16 protein-coding genes and 2 pseudogenes are annotated in these 16,566 nt (G+C 39.7%); 5 read left to right on the top strand and 13 right to left on the bottom strand.

The genetic code is table 11. From position 1 onward, the window contains the following. Positions 1 to 27 precede the first annotated feature (27 nt). Together AC0L6R_RS08020 and AC0L6R_RS08025 are read left to right on the top strand one after the other, a co-directional pair. Positions 28 to 2,568 carry a circularly permuted type 2 ATP-grasp protein gene (locus AC0L6R_RS08020; RefSeq protein ID WP_473270712.1) on the top strand — a complete coding sequence of 847 codons (2,541 nt, stop codon included), beginning with the start codon at positions 28 to 30 and terminating at the stop codon, positions 2,566 to 2,568. A gap of 113 nt (positions 2,569 to 2,681) precedes the next feature. After that, a complete protein-coding gene (locus AC0L6R_RS08025) occupies positions 2,682 to 3,575 on the top strand; it encodes a transglutaminase family protein (protein WP_473270713.1) in 894 nt (297 codons plus the stop codon). Here the strand turns inward: AC0L6R_RS08025 and AC0L6R_RS08030 are convergent, their stop codons facing one another. From AC0L6R_RS08030 to rocF, 8 genes and pseudogenes are all read right to left on the bottom strand, one after another. Then, positions 3,576 to 3,929, bottom strand: a complete 354-nt coding sequence (locus AC0L6R_RS08030) for a translation initiation factor (protein ID WP_473270714.1) — start codon at positions 3,927 to 3,929, stop codon at positions 3,576 to 3,578. Between the two features lie 54 nt (positions 3,930 to 3,983). Further along, positions 3,984 to 4,172, bottom strand: a complete 189-nt coding sequence (locus AC0L6R_RS08035) for a universal stress protein (RefSeq protein WP_473270715.1) — start codon at positions 4,170 to 4,172, stop codon at positions 3,984 to 3,986. Positions 4,173 to 4,212: 40 nt separating this feature from the next. After that, positions 4,213 to 4,836, bottom strand: coding sequence for a universal stress protein (locus AC0L6R_RS08040; protein WP_473270717.1), 624 nt, complete (start codon positions 4,834 to 4,836; stop codon positions 4,213 to 4,215). 64 nt (positions 4,837 to 4,900) lie between these two features. Then, on the bottom strand, positions 4,901 to 5,821 hold the full coding sequence (locus tag AC0L6R_RS08045) for a 1,4-dihydroxy-2-naphthoate polyprenyltransferase (protein ID WP_473270718.1): 921 nt from the start codon (positions 5,819 to 5,821) through the stop codon (positions 4,901 to 4,903). Positions 5,822 to 5,840: 19 nt separating this feature from the next. After that, positions 5,841 to 6,431, bottom strand: a complete 591-nt coding sequence (locus tag AC0L6R_RS08050; protein WP_473270719.1) for a glutathione peroxidase — start codon at positions 6,429 to 6,431, stop codon at positions 5,841 to 5,843. Between the two features lie 2 nt (positions 6,432 to 6,433). After that, positions 6,434 to 8,225: pseudogene (gene argS, locus AC0L6R_RS08055) on the bottom strand (arginine--tRNA ligase). A gap of 46 nt (positions 8,226 to 8,271) precedes the next feature. Continuing rightward, positions 8,272 to 8,673 (bottom strand): GxxExxY protein, encoded by a 402-nt coding sequence (locus AC0L6R_RS08060; protein ID WP_473270720.1) that lies wholly within the window; start codon positions 8,671 to 8,673, stop codon positions 8,272 to 8,274. Positions 8,674 to 8,718: 45 nt separating this feature from the next. Then, positions 8,719 to 9,670, bottom strand: a pseudogene (gene rocF / locus AC0L6R_RS08065) (arginase). Positions 9,671 to 9,996: 326 nt separating this feature from the next. Here rocF and AC0L6R_RS08070 point away from each other — a divergent pair. From AC0L6R_RS08070 to AC0L6R_RS08080, 3 genes are all read left to right on the top strand, one after another. After that, complete coding sequence (locus AC0L6R_RS08070; RefSeq protein ID WP_473270721.1) at positions 9,997 to 11,145, top strand: methionine aminotransferase; 1,149 nt, start codon at positions 9,997 to 9,999, stop codon at positions 11,143 to 11,145. 132 nt (positions 11,146 to 11,277) lie between these two features. Beyond that, positions 11,278 to 11,712, top strand: a complete 435-nt coding sequence (locus AC0L6R_RS08075) for a hypothetical protein (protein ID WP_473270722.1) — start codon at positions 11,278 to 11,280, stop codon at positions 11,710 to 11,712. Between the two features lie 118 nt (positions 11,713 to 11,830). Beyond that, positions 11,831 to 13,216, top strand: coding sequence for an arginine decarboxylase (locus AC0L6R_RS08080; protein WP_339864931.1), 1,386 nt, complete (start codon positions 11,831 to 11,833; stop codon positions 13,214 to 13,216). A 61-nt stretch (positions 13,217 to 13,277) separates the two neighbouring features. Here the strand turns inward: AC0L6R_RS08080 and AC0L6R_RS08085 are convergent, their stop codons facing one another. The 5 genes from AC0L6R_RS08085 to AC0L6R_RS08105 form a co-directional block, all read right to left on the bottom strand. Beyond that, positions 13,278 to 13,838 carry a mycothiol transferase gene (locus AC0L6R_RS08085; RefSeq protein WP_473270723.1) on the bottom strand — a complete coding sequence of 187 codons (561 nt, stop codon included), beginning with the start codon at positions 13,836 to 13,838 and terminating at the stop codon, positions 13,278 to 13,280. Between the two features lie 68 nt (positions 13,839 to 13,906). Further along, on the bottom strand, positions 13,907 to 14,248 hold the full coding sequence (locus tag AC0L6R_RS08090; RefSeq protein ID WP_283411063.1) for an L-rhamnose mutarotase: 342 nt from the start codon (positions 14,246 to 14,248) through the stop codon (positions 13,907 to 13,909). Between the two features lie 240 nt (positions 14,249 to 14,488). Continuing rightward, on the bottom strand, positions 14,489 to 15,319 hold the full coding sequence (locus AC0L6R_RS08095; RefSeq protein ID WP_473270724.1) for a TIM barrel protein: 831 nt from the start codon (positions 15,317 to 15,319) through the stop codon (positions 14,489 to 14,491). After that, on the bottom strand, positions 15,309 to 15,443 hold the full coding sequence (locus AC0L6R_RS08100; protein ID WP_473270725.1) for a hypothetical protein: 135 nt from the start codon (positions 15,441 to 15,443) through the stop codon (positions 15,309 to 15,311). The genes AC0L6R_RS08095 and AC0L6R_RS08100 overlap by 11 nt, the downstream gene beginning before the upstream one ends. Positions 15,444 to 15,480: 37 nt before the next feature. After that, positions 15,481 to 16,326 (bottom strand): zinc-binding alcohol dehydrogenase family protein, encoded by an 846-nt coding sequence (locus AC0L6R_RS08105; protein ID WP_473270726.1) that lies wholly within the window; start codon positions 16,324 to 16,326, stop codon positions 15,481 to 15,483. Positions 16,327 to 16,566 lie beyond the last annotated feature (240 nt).

Genomic DNA, 16,566 nt, shown 5'->3' on the forward strand with positions numbered 1-16,566 from the left:
CACCTGCAATAAGTTCATTTTTGCGATATGATTGAGTCTTATCTTATTGACAAAATGTTCAATAATGCGCCATTTTTGGATGAAATGGCAACCGACCAAGGTAAAATCCATTCTCATTGGGAGAAAATTGCCAAATATTACGATCAGATAGGAACTGAACGTATGGGGCAATTTCATGAGGAGGTTGGTCGTCAATTACGTGAAAATGGCGTGACTTACAATGTCTATGGTGATCCCAATGGGATGAATAGACCGTGGATGTTGGATCCTGTTCCTATGGTATTCAGTAATGAAGAGTGGGAAGGAATAGAGAAAGGCTTACTTCAGAGATCAGAACTTTTGAATCTGATTTTAAGTGATTTATATGGAGATCAGACCTTGATAAAGGAGGGGCGTATTCCTTTTGAATTGATCTATAATCACGGAGGTTTTTTGCGACAAGCGCATAACATCAAGTTAGATGGTGAGCAGCAACTTATCCAGTACTCTTCCGATCTAGCTCGTGGTCCAAATGGCAAAATGTGGGTGCTTCACGATAGAACAGATGCTCCTTCTGGTTCTGGATATACTTTTGAAAATAGAGCAGCAATGACACGGGTTTTTCCTGATCTAATCCGTGAAAATCATGCCCGTAAAATTACCTCCTATTATCAAACCTTTAAAAACACACTAAGTAATTTAACTACTAACAATAAGGAAAACCCTAGGGTAGTTTTGCTTTCGCCCGGCCCTACTAACGAGACCTTTTTTGAGCATGCCTACATTTCTTCATTTATGGGATTTACGCTTGCTTTTGGAGAAGACCTCACCGTAAGTGATGGTTACGTGTGGCTGAAGACTATTAAAGGCCTAGAGAAAGTAGATGTAATTATCAGGAGAGTTGATGATGTTTTTTGTGATCCTCTGGAGTTGAAAAATGACTCTCACTTGGGAGTAGTAGGATTGATGGAGGCCGTGCGACAGCGAAAAGTATTGGTGATTAATCCATTAGGGTGCAGGGTATTAGAGAATCCTGGCTTAATGGCATTCTTGCCGAAAATTAGTAGGCATTTGCTGGGGCAGGATTTGATTTTGCCTTCAGTTGCAACTTGGTGGTGCGGTCAGCCAACTGAGATGAAATATGTGTTTGAGCATATTGAATCTTTAGTGATTCGAAATATCTATCGAGGTACACACAAGAAATCTGTTTTTGGTGGTAACCTTAGCAAGGTGGAAATAGAAAACTTAAAACGGGAAATCAGAAGTAGCCCTTACATGTTTGTGGGGCAGGAAATGGTTGATTTTTCTACCACACCTTCTTGGATTAACAATAAGCTGGTAGCTAGAAATGCTGTATTTCGAAGTTATGTAGTTGCTGACACTGAAAATAAAAACTATAAAGTGATGCCTGGTGGCTTATCGAGGAGTTCTCCTGAGAAGGGGGCTTTTTTGGTTTCAAATCAAACAGGAGGAATCAGCAAGGATACTTGGGTTTTAGGTAAAGGAAAAGAAGTACCTGCGCCAGTTGCCAAAGCGATTAAAATCCAGCCTTTGGTAAGAAATGTACTCCCAAGTCGCACTGGCGAACGATTATTTTGGCTAGGAAGGTATTTGGAACGCTCAGCCTATTCGGTACGCTTGATGCGAATGACGCTTCTTTCATACAATGAAGCAGATGAAGATATTCATGTTCATGAGAATCCAGTTTTAAGCACTTTGCTTCAAACGCTCACCGTCATGACTGGGACAATGCCAGGGTTTACGACTAAAAAGAATTTGAAAAATCCAGAGGCTCAGTTACTGGCTTTGGTACACGACGTAAAGAAACCTGGAAGCCTGGCCTATTCAATCCAGTCTTTTCTTACCAATGCATATGCTGTAAGAGATAGATTGAGTTTGGATACGTGGAGAATTCTGGACAATATTTCCGAAGAACTTACTAAAATGCGGGATTCTGACACCACCTTAATGCAAGCTTATCAAAGCTTAGATAACATGGTGGTGAAATTAATGGCTTTTTACGGATTGAATATTGATAACATGACCCGAGAGCCGACTTGGCATTTGCTAAATATTGGAAGATTTATAGAGTCTGCGTCTAACAACTGTCTGATCCTAAAAGGAATGTTAACCAAGTCTTTTGATTCTGAGTCAAACAAAGAGTTGATGGAGGATACACTACGCTGCAATGAAAGTTTGGTGACTTACAGATATCGCTATCGTTCTAATCTGGAGATGCATGGTGTTTTGAGTCTATTGATTTTGCATGAGGATAACCCCAGATCATTGATATACCAGCTGTCGGAAATTGATAATCACTTGAAAACCCTTCCTAATCAAGATGAAAAGGAGCTTTTTAGCATAGAGCGAAAGAAATTACTTCAAGCTATCACCAAAATCAGGTTATGCGATATTGATGTGATATCTATTCCTAATGTTGTTACTCAGGAATTTGTGGAGTTGCGCGTGCTGTTGGATGAAATCATTGGGCTATTGCATGAAACTTCGGATTCTATTTATGAAAAATATTTTAGCCATACAGATACCAGGGACAGTATGATTCAATCTTCTGTTATTCCGGAGATATGAAATCGAGCCTAACTCCAGTATTAATCTGCAGGTTAAACATATTAATGTGTGCTTTTCTCAAATGAAGTTTGTTAATGGTAGTGCAAAAAAAATAAGAAATTCAGTCTAGACGCATGAAATATAAGGTCACACATATCACTAATTATATCTATGATTTCCCAGCGGTTCTATGTCATAATTTGATGTTTCAGATTCCGCCTGATCTCCCTTTTCAGAATGTTGAAGAATACTTTTGTGAGATCAGTCCAAAGCCTAGCACGGAGATAGAGCGAGTAGATTTTTTTGGAAATAAATACCTTTATTTTTCAGTAGAACGATCGCACAAGAATCTCACAGTGACTTCCAAAAGTGTTGTTGAGCTATCTTCTCCGGCTTGGGTTTCAATCAAACCTACTGATACTATGCCTTGGGAAAAAGTGGTGGAGTTGCTTCATTCCACAAAGACTTCTACGGATGTTCGACAATATTATTTGGAGTCAAAACATGTAAACTTCATAGATGGGATAAGTGATTATACCTTAAAATCCTTCACTCCAGGACGTCCTATAATGGAAGCTATGCTTGATTTGAATACAAGAATATTCAATGACTTTGCTTTTACTCCGGGATTTTCTGATATCAGTACCCCGCTTGAGAAAGTGTTTAAACACAAAAAGGGAGTGTGTCAGGATTTTGCACATTTTTCTTTAGCATGCTTGAGGTCAATTGGATTGTCTGCAAAGTATGTTAGTGGGTATCTTGAGACTTTACCTCCTCCTGGCAAGCCTAAAATGATCGGAGCCGACGCATCTCATGCCTGGATTGCTATTTATGTTCCGGGCCATGAATGGATAGAGTTTGATGCAACAAATAACCTTCTGGTTAATGATAAGCACATTCGTGTAGCTGTTGGGCGTGATTTTGCAGATGTCACGCCCTTAAAAGGAATTGTGTACAGTGGTAGTGAGCAGGAGATGAAGGTGAGTGTAGATGTGAGGAATTTGGAGGAAGAGGTAATCAATGGGTGATTATCCTCCGGACTTTTTGGCTTTGTACCCTGCGGATTGAAGGACTTGGACTATCTTGTCTCTGTGATCACCTTGAATCAGGATTTCTCCGTCTTTAGCAGATCCACCGACACCACATTTGTTTTTGAGCATTTTCCCCAACTCTTTTAAATCTTCCTCACTACCTATAAAACCTTCAATTAGCGTGACTTTTTTGCCAGCTCTAGCTTTTTTGTCAAGTAACACTTTTAAGTCTTGCTGATTTGCAGGCAGTGTATCTTCGTCTTCATCATTTCCAGTTTGAAACTCAAAATCATCGCTAGTAGAATACACGACACCATCGCGTTTTTTCCAATCGTTATTTTTTTTCGCCATATCAAATGAAAATACCCACCCCGAAGAGTAGGTATTCGTTACTAAATTTTTGAATTATTTTACTTTAAATGTCCAAACAGGGCGCTTGGCATGGTTTACCACGTCCTCGGCAATACTTCCGGTAAATAAATGAACAAGACCTGTACGACCATGAGTAGCCATTGCGATCAGGTCAGCATCGATATCTTCTGCAAATTCTACGATGCCAGATTCCTCGGAATCTGAATTGTAAATCTCCGCCACTGCGTGTTTTATTTCGTATTTGTTAACAAAATATTTAATCCTAGCAGCAGATTCCCGAGTAAGTTTCAAAGCTTCCAGGAGTATTGATCACCACTAAATAAAGATCTGCGTCAAACCATTCCTGAAGATTTTTTATGCGTTTGGCTAATTCGTCCTGACCTTCTCTGAAATCATTTGCAAAAACTATTTTCTTGATTTTCTCTGGATTTGTATTCGCTTTTATGGTCATCACAGGGCAATGGGAAGTTCTTACTACTTTTTCAGTATTACTTCCTATTAATACCTCTTCTATTCCATCGGAGCCTTTTGATCCCATAATTACCAAATCAGGATCTTCATCTATAATAGCCGAAGAAATATTTTGAAAAGCATTGCCCAATACGATTTTTGTACTGAAGCCATACTTGCTTCCTGCATGCTTATTTTCCAGTTCTTTGAATTGCTCCTTGCGTCTATCCATCAGTTCAATGAAGAACATTTGGCTTTCCATTTCAGGCATCACTTCGCCACCACCCATAGTTCCCATACCCGAAGAACTAGGTACTTCAACTACGTGTAATACCATAATTTCCACATGATCAAATTTGGATGATATGGTGGTTGCAAAATTCAGGGCGTTATTAGCTTGCTCTGAAAAGTCGTAAGGCACAAGTACTTTTGTCATGATAGCTGAGTTCATTGGTTTACCCCAAATTAGCCTTATTTAAAAGAATAGAAAAGGACTTTTGTCAGCTTTTTCCTAAAAAAACTAAACCAATTCCGAATAATATCACCCAAACCAAGGTGCTGAGAGCCATTTTTTTGAGATTGGGATCAATCGCTTCTGAATTCTTTCCTTTCTGTACACTTATGCCAATGCGGATCATTAGCGGGAAAAGCGCTAACGCCAATAAAGTAGTCCACTCTTTGGTGACAAAGGCAAATATCAACAGGCAATAATTGCCCCCTAAAATCAAGAACCAATTGTAAATATTTGCAGCTTTTCTTCCGATTCTCACTGGAATAGATTTTTTCCCAGCAGTGGTGTCTGACTCAATATCACGGATGTTATTGATGTTCAACACAGCTGTGCTGAAAAGCCCTAAAGCAATTCCAATCCAAATTATGGAATCATCCCAAGTCAAACTATGGAGGAAAAAGGTGCCAAAAACACCGAGCAAACCAAAGAATATAAACACCGAAATATCTCCCAATCCTGCATATCCGTAGGGATTATTTCCTGAAGTGTAAGAAATAGCAGCCCAGATGGAAGCCAGCCCTAAACCCAAAAATATCCCAAAAAGCAACCAATCCTGAACAGCGAAATAGAGCAAAAGCAACCCTGAAATTAATGCCATTGCCCCAAAGAGATACATCGCTTTTTTCATTTCAGGCAAAGAAATTAATCCAGATTGTACTGCTCTCATTGGACCTTGGCGATCCTGATGATCAGCCCCATGAATGGTATCTCCATAGTCATTCGAAAGATTTGACAGAATCTGCAAAAAGATAGTGGTCAATGAAGCGAGTAATAAAATCTCCCAACGAAAAACCTCTTTGTATACTGCCAAAAAAGAACCTGCAAAGATACTTGCTAGGGCTAGTGGTAATGTACGAAGCCTGACCGCATGCAGCCAGGCCTTTTTTTTTGTTTGAATAGCTTGTTTCACTCAGTCCGAAATCTTCTAATTAGGCATTTATAAGATCTATTATTTCCTGATCCAATGGAGATACTTTGGAAGGAAAATAGTTGATGAGTTCGCCTTCCTCATTTAGGATGTACTTGCAAAAATTCCAGCTAGGTTCTTCGTTGTTCCAGCCATTCTGCTTAGCATCCGAAAGCCATCTGTAAATAGGGTGCTTGTCGTATCCTTTTACAGAAACTTTCTCAAACATTGGAAATGTCACACCGTAGTTTTCAGAGCAAAAAGATTTGATTTCTTCGTTTGATCCACGTTTCTCCTGACCTCCAAAATTGTTAGCAGGGAAGCCCAAAATCACGATTTTGTCACTATGCTCTGCATAAAGCTTCTGCAATTCTTCGTATTGCGGAGTATATCCGCATTTGGAAGCGACATTGACTACCATCACCTTCTTTCCTTTAAAGGAACTAAAATCAACCATTTCACCATTTAGGTCTTTCATGGAGAATTCATAGAATGATGGAGCCATAACTTCTTTATCAATAGAGGTGTTTTTAGCTTTTAAAACAGAAGTTTTGCTTATAGAGTAGGCACTCATGAGCAACAAAAAACAGCCTAGAAATAGTAAATTCTTCATAGTTACATTCGTTCGGGTACTGCGATTCCAAGTAATTGCATTCCTTTCCTGAGGGTCTTTGCGGTATGAGCCGAAAGCGCCACTCGGAAAGCAAGAATGGTTGGATCATTTTCAAGAAATATAGGAAGATCCGCATAGAATCTATTGTATTCCTTCGCCAAATCGAAAAGGTATTGTGCTAAAATGGCAGGGGAATAATCCAATCCAGCCTGGGATATTTTCTTTTCAAAATCATTCAATAGGTAAATCAAGCTTGATTCTGACTCTTCTACTTTATTAACTTTAGAGAAGTCCGCTTGTTTGTACTCGACACCAATTTGTTCAGCTTTTCTTAGTATTGAAGCAATTCGAGCATGCGAATATTGGATAAATGGTCCAGTGTTGCCCTGAAATTCTATGGATTCCTGAGGATTGAAGAGCATTCGTTTTTTAGGATCCACTTTTAGCAAGAAATATTTCAAAGCACCCATTCCTAGTGTTTCATAGAGTTCAGCTGCCTGTTCCTCATTGAAGCCGTCAATTTTACCAAGTTCTTTGGTATGCTGTGCGGCAGTGTCCACCATCTCTTGCATCAAGTCATCAGCATCTACTACGGTTCCCTCTCGGGACTTCATTTTACCTGTTGGCAAATCTACCATGCCATATGATAAATGGTAAAGTCCTTCTCCATATGGACGGCCTAGTTTACGCATAATCTTAAACAAAACATCAAAGTGGTAATCTTGCTCATTACCAACTACATATACTGACTTGCTTATTCCAAAATCATCGTACTTCAAATCAGCTGTACCCATATCTTGGGTGATGTAAACAGAGGTTCCATCATCGCGAAGAACCAGTTTTTCGTCCAGTCCCTCATCAGTTAAATCCACCCAAACCGAGCCGTTTTCTTTTTTGAAGAATACACCTTTTTCTAACCCTTCGGTAACTATGTCTTTTCCTAGAAGGTATGTATCAGACTCATAGTAATATTTGTCAAAGCTAACTCCCATGCGCTGGTAAGTCTTTTCAAAACCAGCGTAAACCCAGGTATTCATTTGCTTCCAAAGCGAGACAACTTCCTCGTCATTTGCCTCCCATTTGCGAAGCATTTCCTGCGCTTCAAGGAATAAAGGAGCATTCTTTTTAGCCTCATCTTCAGATTGACCTTTCTCCTTCAATTCAGCAATTTGCTCTTTGTATTTCTGGTCAAAAATCACATAATATTTTCCAGCCAAGTGGTCACCTTTCAATCCGGAGGATTCTGGAGTTTCTTCATTCCCGAAATGCTGGTATGCTACCATAGACTTACAAATGTGAATTCCTCGGTCATTTACCAAATTGGCTTTTATGACTTCGTACCCATTTGCCTCCAGCGATGTTTGCGACCGAAAATCCCAAAAAGTTATTTCTGAGGTGACCAAGGTGAAGAGGTTTATTGGTATTAGGAGAAGAATATTCCACCATCACCTTTTGACCGTTTGCAGGAAGTTGGCCTATGTTTTCGTTGGCAAATAGCTTTTGGAAAACATCCACCCAGATCATGTTGTTCAGTTCTAGATTCAGGAAGCCTTTCACTACATTGAAACCAGCAACTTCAGCCACGTTTTCTTTCAAGTATTCACCGATTAGATTTGCTGTGACCTCAGGAGTTGCTTTGGACACTTTCAGGTAGGGAAAAACCACGAAGGTGTAAGTTCCTTCAAATTCCTTCCGCGTAGGAGCGAGGCTGATCTGCTCCAAAGGCAGATCGTGATTGAAGATATTCTGAAAGGCAAGCTGTATGCCGTTATGTATTGATTCTTGTATGTTCATGTTTTTTTTGAGCCACAAAGAGCACGAAGGTTCGCAAAGGTATTATTTAAAAAGGTCTTGGGCCTTTAGTGTTGATTACTCTTTTGATACCGTATTTTAATTTTGAAACATTAAAGTTTATGATCAACCCTAACTTGTACTTTCCCATTTTTAAGTAATTAATAGTTTGGGCTACGTGAACGTCAGAGATTTCTTTGACTGATTTTAACTCAATAACCAGTTTGTCTTCAATCAATAAGTCGATTTTATACCCTAGGTCAATTGAAATTCCGTCAATCAAAATTGGCATAGTCTTTTCCACTTCCACATGCAAACCTAAGTTTTGCAGTTTTATTGCTAAAACTTTTTTGTAAACATTTTCGAGCAAACCTGGACCAAGCTGGGTATGAACATCAATTGCCGCACCTAGTACAATGTTTGATAGTTCGTCTTCATTCAGATCTTTCATTAGCTCCATCTTTGTGTCACTTTGTGCTCTTTGCGGTTAATAAACTTAAAAATTATCTACCAAAGACTTTACTGTTGCTTCTAGAACTTCGAATGCGTTTTCGGCCATTAGATTCTCCGAGTCAAGGGTAGGATTCACTTCTACGATTTCCCAGCAGCATACTCGCTTATCCTGAATCAGTTTGACATTAAGTTCTATCGCTTCCTGTACAGTCAAGCCATCTGGCACCGGAGTACCAGTACCCACAGAGATGGAGCTATCCAAACTATCCACATCAAAGGAAATATAGATTTGATCGCAATCTTTCAGCGTTTCCAACGCTTCAGCAGAGATTTGATCAATCCCCTTTGAACGGACTTCCTGAGTACTGAAGTTTTTGATGCCCGAAATTTTTGATCAGATGATCTTCCGGTGCTTCGGTATCGCGTACCGTGATGAATACGATATCCTTGGGATCAATTTTTGGAGATTCACCGCCGATAGCCTTGATTCGTTTCCAGAGAGCCAAAGTCTCTTCTGAGGGTTCATTCACCTGACAATCTAAATTGTCCAATTGAGAAACCATTGCCAAGGGCATTCCATGCATATTTCCGGAAGGAGTGGTGAATGGTGTGTGTAAATCAGCATGTGCATCAATCCAAATCACTCCTAAACGCTTATCAGGATCGGCAGCTTTGATGCCCATGATAGTGCCTGCCGCAGTGCTGTGGTCTCCCGCCAAAACGATAGGAAATTTTTTCTCCATACGTAAAGATTCGATCGTGGAATAGACATTTTTCAAAACCTGATAAACGCCATCGATGTATTTAGCATGTGGGAAATTGTTGCCTTTCCATAGGTAGTTATTCGCGTCAGGAACGTTGATAGGGTCAAACTGTGTGAAGAAGTCAGACTTCTTATCTAAGCTGGCAATTTTCAAAGCATCTATACCCATGCTTGCTCCACGGGTTCCGGCGGCAATCTCTGACCGTACTTCTACTAATTTAATATCACGCATTCTAAGAGGAATTTAAAGTTATAGTGGGTTGGGTAATGGAAGGCAAAAGTAGTTAAAAATGCCTTTAAATGATCAATAATCAAAGTTCAATTGACAATGGACAAAGTTCAAATTTTAAAATTATAGAAATGCCAATTTATTAGATTCTAGTTTTTCCCGCAGATTCCCGCGGAGAAGGGTAGAAGATTTCTGCAGATTTGATAATCTAGTAAGTATGAATTTTCCATTAGTTAAATCGGCGTAAATCTGCGGTATTTAGTTGCGCACATCGGCGGGAAATCAAGACGAAGTATAAGATTTTACTTCAAAATCAATAGTTTTGAACTATGCCTATTTTATCTAAACTTCCCAACGTAGGGACCACAATTTTTACAGTAATGTCCAAGCTTGCAAGTGATTGTGGAGCTATTAATCTTTCGCAGGGGTTCCCTGCTTTTGATTGTGATCCCGAATTACTCGACTTGGTAAATAAATACATGAAGGCGGGTTTTAACCAGTATGCGCCGATGAGTGGGATACCTGTTTTGCGTGAGCGGATTGCTGATAAAACTAAGCTGATCTATGGCGTTGACTTGAATTCAGAAAATGAGGTAACCGTTGTTTCTGGAGCTACTGAAGCACTTTATGCGGCGGTGACGGCTGTTGTGAGGCGGGGAGATGAAGTTATATTATTTGATCCAGCCTATGATTCTTATGCTCCAGCTATAGCATTGAACGGAGGAATTCCAGTTTATGTCCCGCTTGAAATGCCTGATTTTTCTGTGGATTGGGAAAAGGTGAAATCAGCAATCTCAGATACAACACGCCTGATCATGGTGAATACCCCGCATAATCCAAGTGGCTACGTTTGGACACAAGAGGATTTGGATACCCTTGCAGATTTGATTCAGGACAGAGATATTTTAGTTGTTAGTGATGAAGTTTATGAGCATATCACGTTTGACGGGAGGAAGCATTTATCACTTTTGACTCACCCAGTTTTGAAGGAAAGAACTTTTGTCTGTGGCTCTTTCGGGAAGACTTTTCATGTGACGGGGTGGAAGATTGGTTATTGTTTGGCTCCACCGCAACTCACAGCAGAATTCAGGAAAATTCATCAGTTTTTGACATTCAGCTTGGCTCCTTCATTACAGTATGCTTTGGCTGATTACTTGACTGATCCAAATCGGTATTTGAGTTTGCCAGATTTTTACCAGCAGAAACGGGATTTGTTCTGTGAAGGACTTAAGGAAAGCCCTTTTAAGTTTACCCCAGCCCAAGGAAGCTTCTTCCAAATGGTGTCCTATGCACATCTTTCCAAAGAATCAGATTATGATTTGGCTGTTCGTCTTACCAAGGAAATAGGAGTGGCGAGCATCCCTATCTCCGTGTTTTTCTCTAATAAGAAAGATCACAAAATTCTTAGATTTTGCTTCGCAAAGAAGGATTCAGAGCTTTATGTGGCTTTGGATAAACTTAAGGAAATTAAATTATAGTCTAATAATCAGTATGTTATGTGAAAATATATTACATTTATTTAATAACCCTATAAATATTATAGGGAATATAGGATAATATAAAAATCACTTCTATATTTGGCTTATAGTTTAATTCTAAAACTCAAAACAATGAGCGCATTACCACAAATAAAACCTTCATCCATAGAACAGGTCAATGTATTGGCCAATGGATTTTCTAAAGTATCTGCTAATCAGAAGGAAATCGTGAAGATTTTCAATCAAAAAGCTGGAATGGTAATGCAAGGGATGTGCAGCTTTGAGCAGGATTTTGAGTATTTATACCCGTTATTTAGGGGCTTAAGTGAGGCGGGAAAGCCAGCAAGTTTGAATTTACGGTTCTCTTCTTCTGAAAAATCGGTTTATTTTCACTATCCAATATCCAGTCAGACTGAGGTATCTCTTTTCTTTTCACAGTTGATTTTGCATTTGCAAAATGAAGTGAAATTCAAAAAAGTACTGAAAGAGGTGATTGTGAACAGAAATCAATTTAAATCCGAACAATTTTTGCTACAAAATGCAATGATGGATTCAGCAGTAAATTAAGAAATCATTACAATTCATTAATAATAGGGACAGTCTTCAGGGATTTGTCCCTTTTTCATTTGAATTCATCCGATAAAAAGCAATTTTTGTAGGGCTTTAACACCAATTATTTTTGCAAATGAATACATACAAGGATCTGATTGAGCAGACATTTGATTTTCCAACCAAGGAATTTAAAGTTGAAAACAATGAACTGCATTTCAATGGAGTGAATATGATGGAGATCATAGAAACCTATGGTACTCCGCTCAAACTTTCTTATTTGCCCAAAATCTCTGAAAGTATTCAGAACGCAAAGACGTATTTTAAGAATGCAATGGAGCAGCACGATTATAAGGGTAATTATACTTATTGCTATTGCACCAAGTCTTCTCACTTCAGCTTTGTGCTGAATGAAGCGCTAAAAAATGACATTCATATCGAGACTTCCTCGACTTTTGATATTCCTTTGGTAAGAAGTCTTTATGCTCAGGGAAAAATCACTAAGAATACGTTTATCGTTTGTAACGGTTTCAAGCGTGAGCTTTATAAGCAATACATCACGGAGTTGCTCAATGACGGTTTCGTGAACTGCGTGCCTGTTTTGGATAATTTGACAGAGATCGATTATTACCTGGAGCATGTGAAAGTGCCTTTCCAGGTGGGGATCAGAATCGCAGCAGATGAGGAGCCAAAGTTTGGTTTTTATACTTCTAGATTAGGTGTGAGATACAATGATATCATCAAGCTTTACGAAGATAAAATCAAGGATAATCCGAATGTAAGCCTGAAAATGCTGCATTTCTTTATCAATTCAGGTATTCGGGATACCGCCTATTATTGGTCTGAACTGACGCGCTTTATCCAGAAATATGTGGATTTGAAAAAGATCTCACCAACATTGGATTCCATGGATATTGGAGGCGGTTGGCCGATCAAGACGAATGTCTTTTTCGATTATGACTACCAATACATGGCGGAGCAAATCGTGAAGAATATCAAGTGGATGTGTGGTAAAAACAACACGGACGAACCAAATATTTTCACGGAATTTGGAAGCTATACAGTAGGAGAGAGTGGAGCAGTGCTCTATTCAGTTTTGGAAGAAAAGCTGCAAAACGACAAGGAGCTTTGGTATATGATAGATGGCTCATTTATTACGCAATTGCCTGATAGCTGGGGTCTTAACCAGAAATACATCATGTTAGCCGTAAATAACTGGGATGCTGAGTATCATAACATCAATCTCGGTGGCTTGACTTGTGATAGCATGGATTATTATAATTCAGAAGCTCACCAATTCAATATTTACCTCCCAAAACCTGAGAAGAAAGTTCAGTATTTAGGCTTCTTCCATACAGGTGCTTATCAAGAATCTCTCGGTGGATATGGTGGAATCCAGCATTGTTTGATTCCAGCACCAAAACATGTGTTGATTGATAGAGATGAGGACGGAAATGTTACCCATCGACTTTTCGCAGAAGACCAAACTGAGGAGAGTATGTTAAAAACTCTGGGATACTAAAACTAAAAAAACGGCTGTTAATTAATTAGCAGCCGTTTTTGTTTATAAGAGATTTTAAGGATTACTCAGGTAATCGACTTTTTAGCATATTGATTTGCCCCATGTGATTTGCCTGATGTTCCATCACATGGAACCAAGCCCAATGATTGTCAGTCTGCCCGCCTTTAGCAAGTTTAGCAAACCATTTATCGTCTTTTTCTTTAAGGGTTTCCAGGGTTTTTTGGCGAACCTGCGCCCATATATCCAAGTAATACTGGATGGGTTTTCCTACATATTCAGCTCTTGCCTCATCGCCTAGGTTCAAAGCAGTTTCCCATTTCTCTTTTTCTTCCTCATTAAATCCTCTGCCTTCAAAAGTGTAAGCTTGGTAGTAAACTTCCGTAGCGGCCAAGTGCATAATCATTGCTCCGATTCGGTTGGCTTTCTCATCTAAGAGGAAATCTGTCTGATCTTGATTGAGTCCCTGGGTACTATGAATAATTCTTGCTCTAAGGTTTTCTAGCATAGAAACCATTATTCCTGTATCATGATCATATCCTTTTGGAGGGTTCATCGTGTTTTGCGCAAAGAGCAATGTTGAACTGAGCAAAACCAGGGAGAATAAAAGAGAAAGTTTTTTCATAAGGATAAAAGTGTGTGAGTCAGCAAAATGCCAATTAAATGAGAAATCAGCTAATCAATTATTGTTAATTAGGCTCCAGACTTAAAGATTCTATTCATCAGCACCCACTTTTCTCCAGGCTTAGCCCAAGGAATCGGTTGCTGGTATTTCCACATAAAAGCTTCCCATTCAGCTATTTTGGGATTTGTAGCATCAAACCTTGCTTTTTCTTCGAAATCAAACTCATCCACCGTTTCCAGCAGCATAAACATGCGATTGCCCGTGCGGAAAATCTCAATATTCAGAATTCCAGCATCTATATCGTGCTGTGTCACTTCGGGCCAGGCAGCGCCTGGAGCGTGATGCTGCTCGTATTCTTTGATAGATTCCTCGTCATCAATGAGGTCTAGTGTTAGTGCGAAACGTTTCATTTTTTATGTTTTAGATTTAAGACTTTAGACTTAAGATACTAGATTCAAGAATCTAGAATCAAGAGATTTGAGAAAGGAGATTAGAGATTGAAACTAAAATCAGGGATTTAGGTGGCTCCCCCTTGGACTTCTTGTCGTATTTGGAATCGAAACCTTAGTCAAAGGGGGCAAGGGGGATTTCTAGTTCATACCATTTATTATAGGATGGAGGTTCAAAAATCTCAAATCTCAAATCTCAAATCACCGAAACCATTTCCTAAACTCCTCTATCGTCTTCTCAGCTGCTTCATCAGGGGTCGGGTAAGGAAAAGCTTCTGCCGAAGCATAGCCAGTGTAACCAACTGCTTTCAGCGCCAGGGCTATTTGCTTCATCGAAGTATGTCCAAAACCCATAGGTCTTCTATTGCTATCTGCAAAGTGAACATGCCCAATGTATTTGCCCCAATTCAGGATGCTTTCTTCTAAGTTCCCTTCTTCAATATTCATGTGAAATAGATCGGCCAGAAGTTTTATAGACTTGGTTTCCAGACTTTCTAGGAATTTTGAACCATCTTCAATGGTGTTGAGCAAGTTGGTTTCGTAGCGATTTAGGGGTTCGTAGATCAGTGTAACTCCTTTGGATTCGGCTTGCTTGCCTAATTGATTCAAGCCTTCTGCCAACCAAGATATGGTTTCTTCCCGTTCGTTTCCGGGTAAGATATTTCCCTGCATTGAGCCAATAATTGCTGGAGCTCCGAAAGCTGCTCCGAAGTCAATCATATCAGAGATGAATAAAATGGCTTTCTCTCTAATTTTTGAATCCGGGTCAGATAGGGTCAGGCCATGAATTACCTTTCCGACGCCAGTTCCTACAGCAGCGAGTTCTAAGTTATATTTTTCAAGAAGTTCTTTTAGTCTTGGGATTGCAATCGCGTCCGCCGAAGCTGTGAAAAGTTCTATTGCATCGAATCCAAGTCGGGAAGCTTTTTCCATTCCAGTTTCCAGGCCTTCCCAAAAAATCCAAGGTCCACTTTTAATTTCAGGTACTAGAGCAATCGTTACGCAGGATTTTATCATTTTCTTATTTGTCAAAATCAATCATTATTTTAATTATTCCTTGCTGGTCCTGAGCCCAGTCTGCCAGCGCTTTTTCTGACTCATCGATGGTCACCACTTTGCTGATCACTTCATTTACTGGGAATTTTCCTTGTTCCAAATAATCAATTACCTCTGGGAATTCAGTGGTGCAGTTTCTATCCGAGGATTTCTATTTCTTTTTGAACGAATAGGGAAGTATTGAATTCCACGGGTGCTTTTGCGTATCCAATGCAGACAACCCGACCAGTAAAAGCAACTTCTTCTACAGCTTGTCGATAAGTGATCGGACTGCCCACAGCTTCAATGATTACATCTGGACCATCGTTCGTAGTCACTTCCTGCAATGTTTGGTGCAGATCCACCTTCTTGGGATTAATGGTGTGGCTTACACCGATTTTTTTTGCGATTTCTAGCTTTGCGTCGTCCAGATCAATGGCGATCACTTCAGCTCCTTTATTCACGGCTGATGCTATTGCGCCTAATCCTACAATTCCACAACCAATCACTGCCACTCGATCCTGAGCTGTAACCTTTGCGCGATTCACAGAGTGAAAACCAACTGTTAGCGGCTCCGCTAAAGCTAATTCCCGAAGAGATAATTTTTCCGAAGGAAACACATCTTGCCAAGGCAAGGCAATGTATCGGCACATGGCACCAGGGCGACGTACGCCCATGGTCTTATTTTCCTTGCAGGCATTGCGGGCGCCCTTGCGGCAAGCGATGCATTTTCCGCAATTCAAGTAAGGGTAAACCGTCACTTTCATTCCTACTTTTATACTTTCAGGCACATCATCTCCCAGTTCTTCTATAGTTCCTCCCACTTCATGTCCGAGGATATTTGGATATTCCTGTAGCGGAAAAAGACCTCTGTAACTATTCAGATCACCTCCGCAAAAGCCAACCATGCCGACTTTTAGGAGAACCTGTCCAGCTTTTGGGCTTGGTTTTGCTACTTCACGGAGTTCAGTTTTTCCGATATCTGTAAGTACTAATGCTTTCATGAGGTTTGGTTTTAATAGGTTTTTGGATTTGACTTATATTATAATATTAACCTTCTATTATTTGATTGACAGGCAGGAAGACGGGAGACCGAAGACCGAAGGAATGGTAACCATACCTGATTTGTCTTGACATATTTTACTTTTTACAATCATATTGTCTTACTCTTCCGTCATTGCGAGGTACGAAGCAATTTCATTAGCTCATTAAGATCGCTTCACTTCCCGACGAATCGGGACAGG

Source organism: Algoriphagus sp. 10J20-15 (assembly GCF_055809615.1).

Excerpts from the sequence above, each read along its gene's own strand:
- AC0L6R_RS08050 (WP_473270719.1), bottom strand. The coding sequence starts at position 6,431 with ATGAAGAATTTACTATTTCTAGGCTGTTTTTTGTTGCTCATGAGTGCC.
- AC0L6R_RS08105 (WP_473270726.1), bottom strand. The coding sequence starts at position 16,326 with ATGAAAGCATTAGTACTTACAGATATCGGAAAAACTGAACTCCGTGAA.
- AC0L6R_RS08080 (WP_339864931.1), top strand. The coding sequence starts at position 11,831 with ATGAATACATACAAGGATCTGATTGAGCAGACATTTGATTTTCCAACC.
- AC0L6R_RS08025 (WP_473270713.1), top strand. The coding sequence starts at position 2,682 with ATGAAATATAAGGTCACACATATCACTAATTATATCTATGATTTCCCA.
- AC0L6R_RS08030 (WP_473270714.1), bottom strand. The coding sequence starts at position 3,929 with ATGGCGAAAAAAAATAACGATTGGAAAAAACGCGATGGTGTCGTGTAT.
- AC0L6R_RS08090 (WP_283411063.1), bottom strand. The coding sequence starts at position 14,248 with ATGAAACGTTTCGCACTAACACTAGACCTCATTGATGACGAGGAATCT.
- AC0L6R_RS08085 (WP_473270723.1), bottom strand. The coding sequence starts at position 13,838 with ATGAAAAAACTTTCTCTTTTATTCTCCCTGGTTTTGCTCAGTTCAACA.
- AC0L6R_RS08075 (WP_473270722.1), top strand. The coding sequence starts at position 11,278 with ATGAGCGCATTACCACAAATAAAACCTTCATCCATAGAACAGGTCAAT.
- AC0L6R_RS08070 (WP_473270721.1), top strand. The coding sequence starts at position 9,997 with ATGCCTATTTTATCTAAACTTCCCAACGTAGGGACCACAATTTTTACA.
- AC0L6R_RS08060 (WP_473270720.1), bottom strand. The coding sequence starts at position 8,673 with ATGAAAGATCTGAATGAAGACGAACTATCAAACATTGTACTAGGTGCG.
- AC0L6R_RS08020 (WP_473270712.1), top strand. The coding sequence starts at position 28 with ATGATTGAGTCTTATCTTATTGACAAAATGTTCAATAATGCGCCATTT.
- AC0L6R_RS08040 (WP_473270717.1), bottom strand. The coding sequence starts at position 4,836 with ATGACAAAAGTACTTGTGCCTTACGACTTTTCAGAGCAAGCTAATAAC.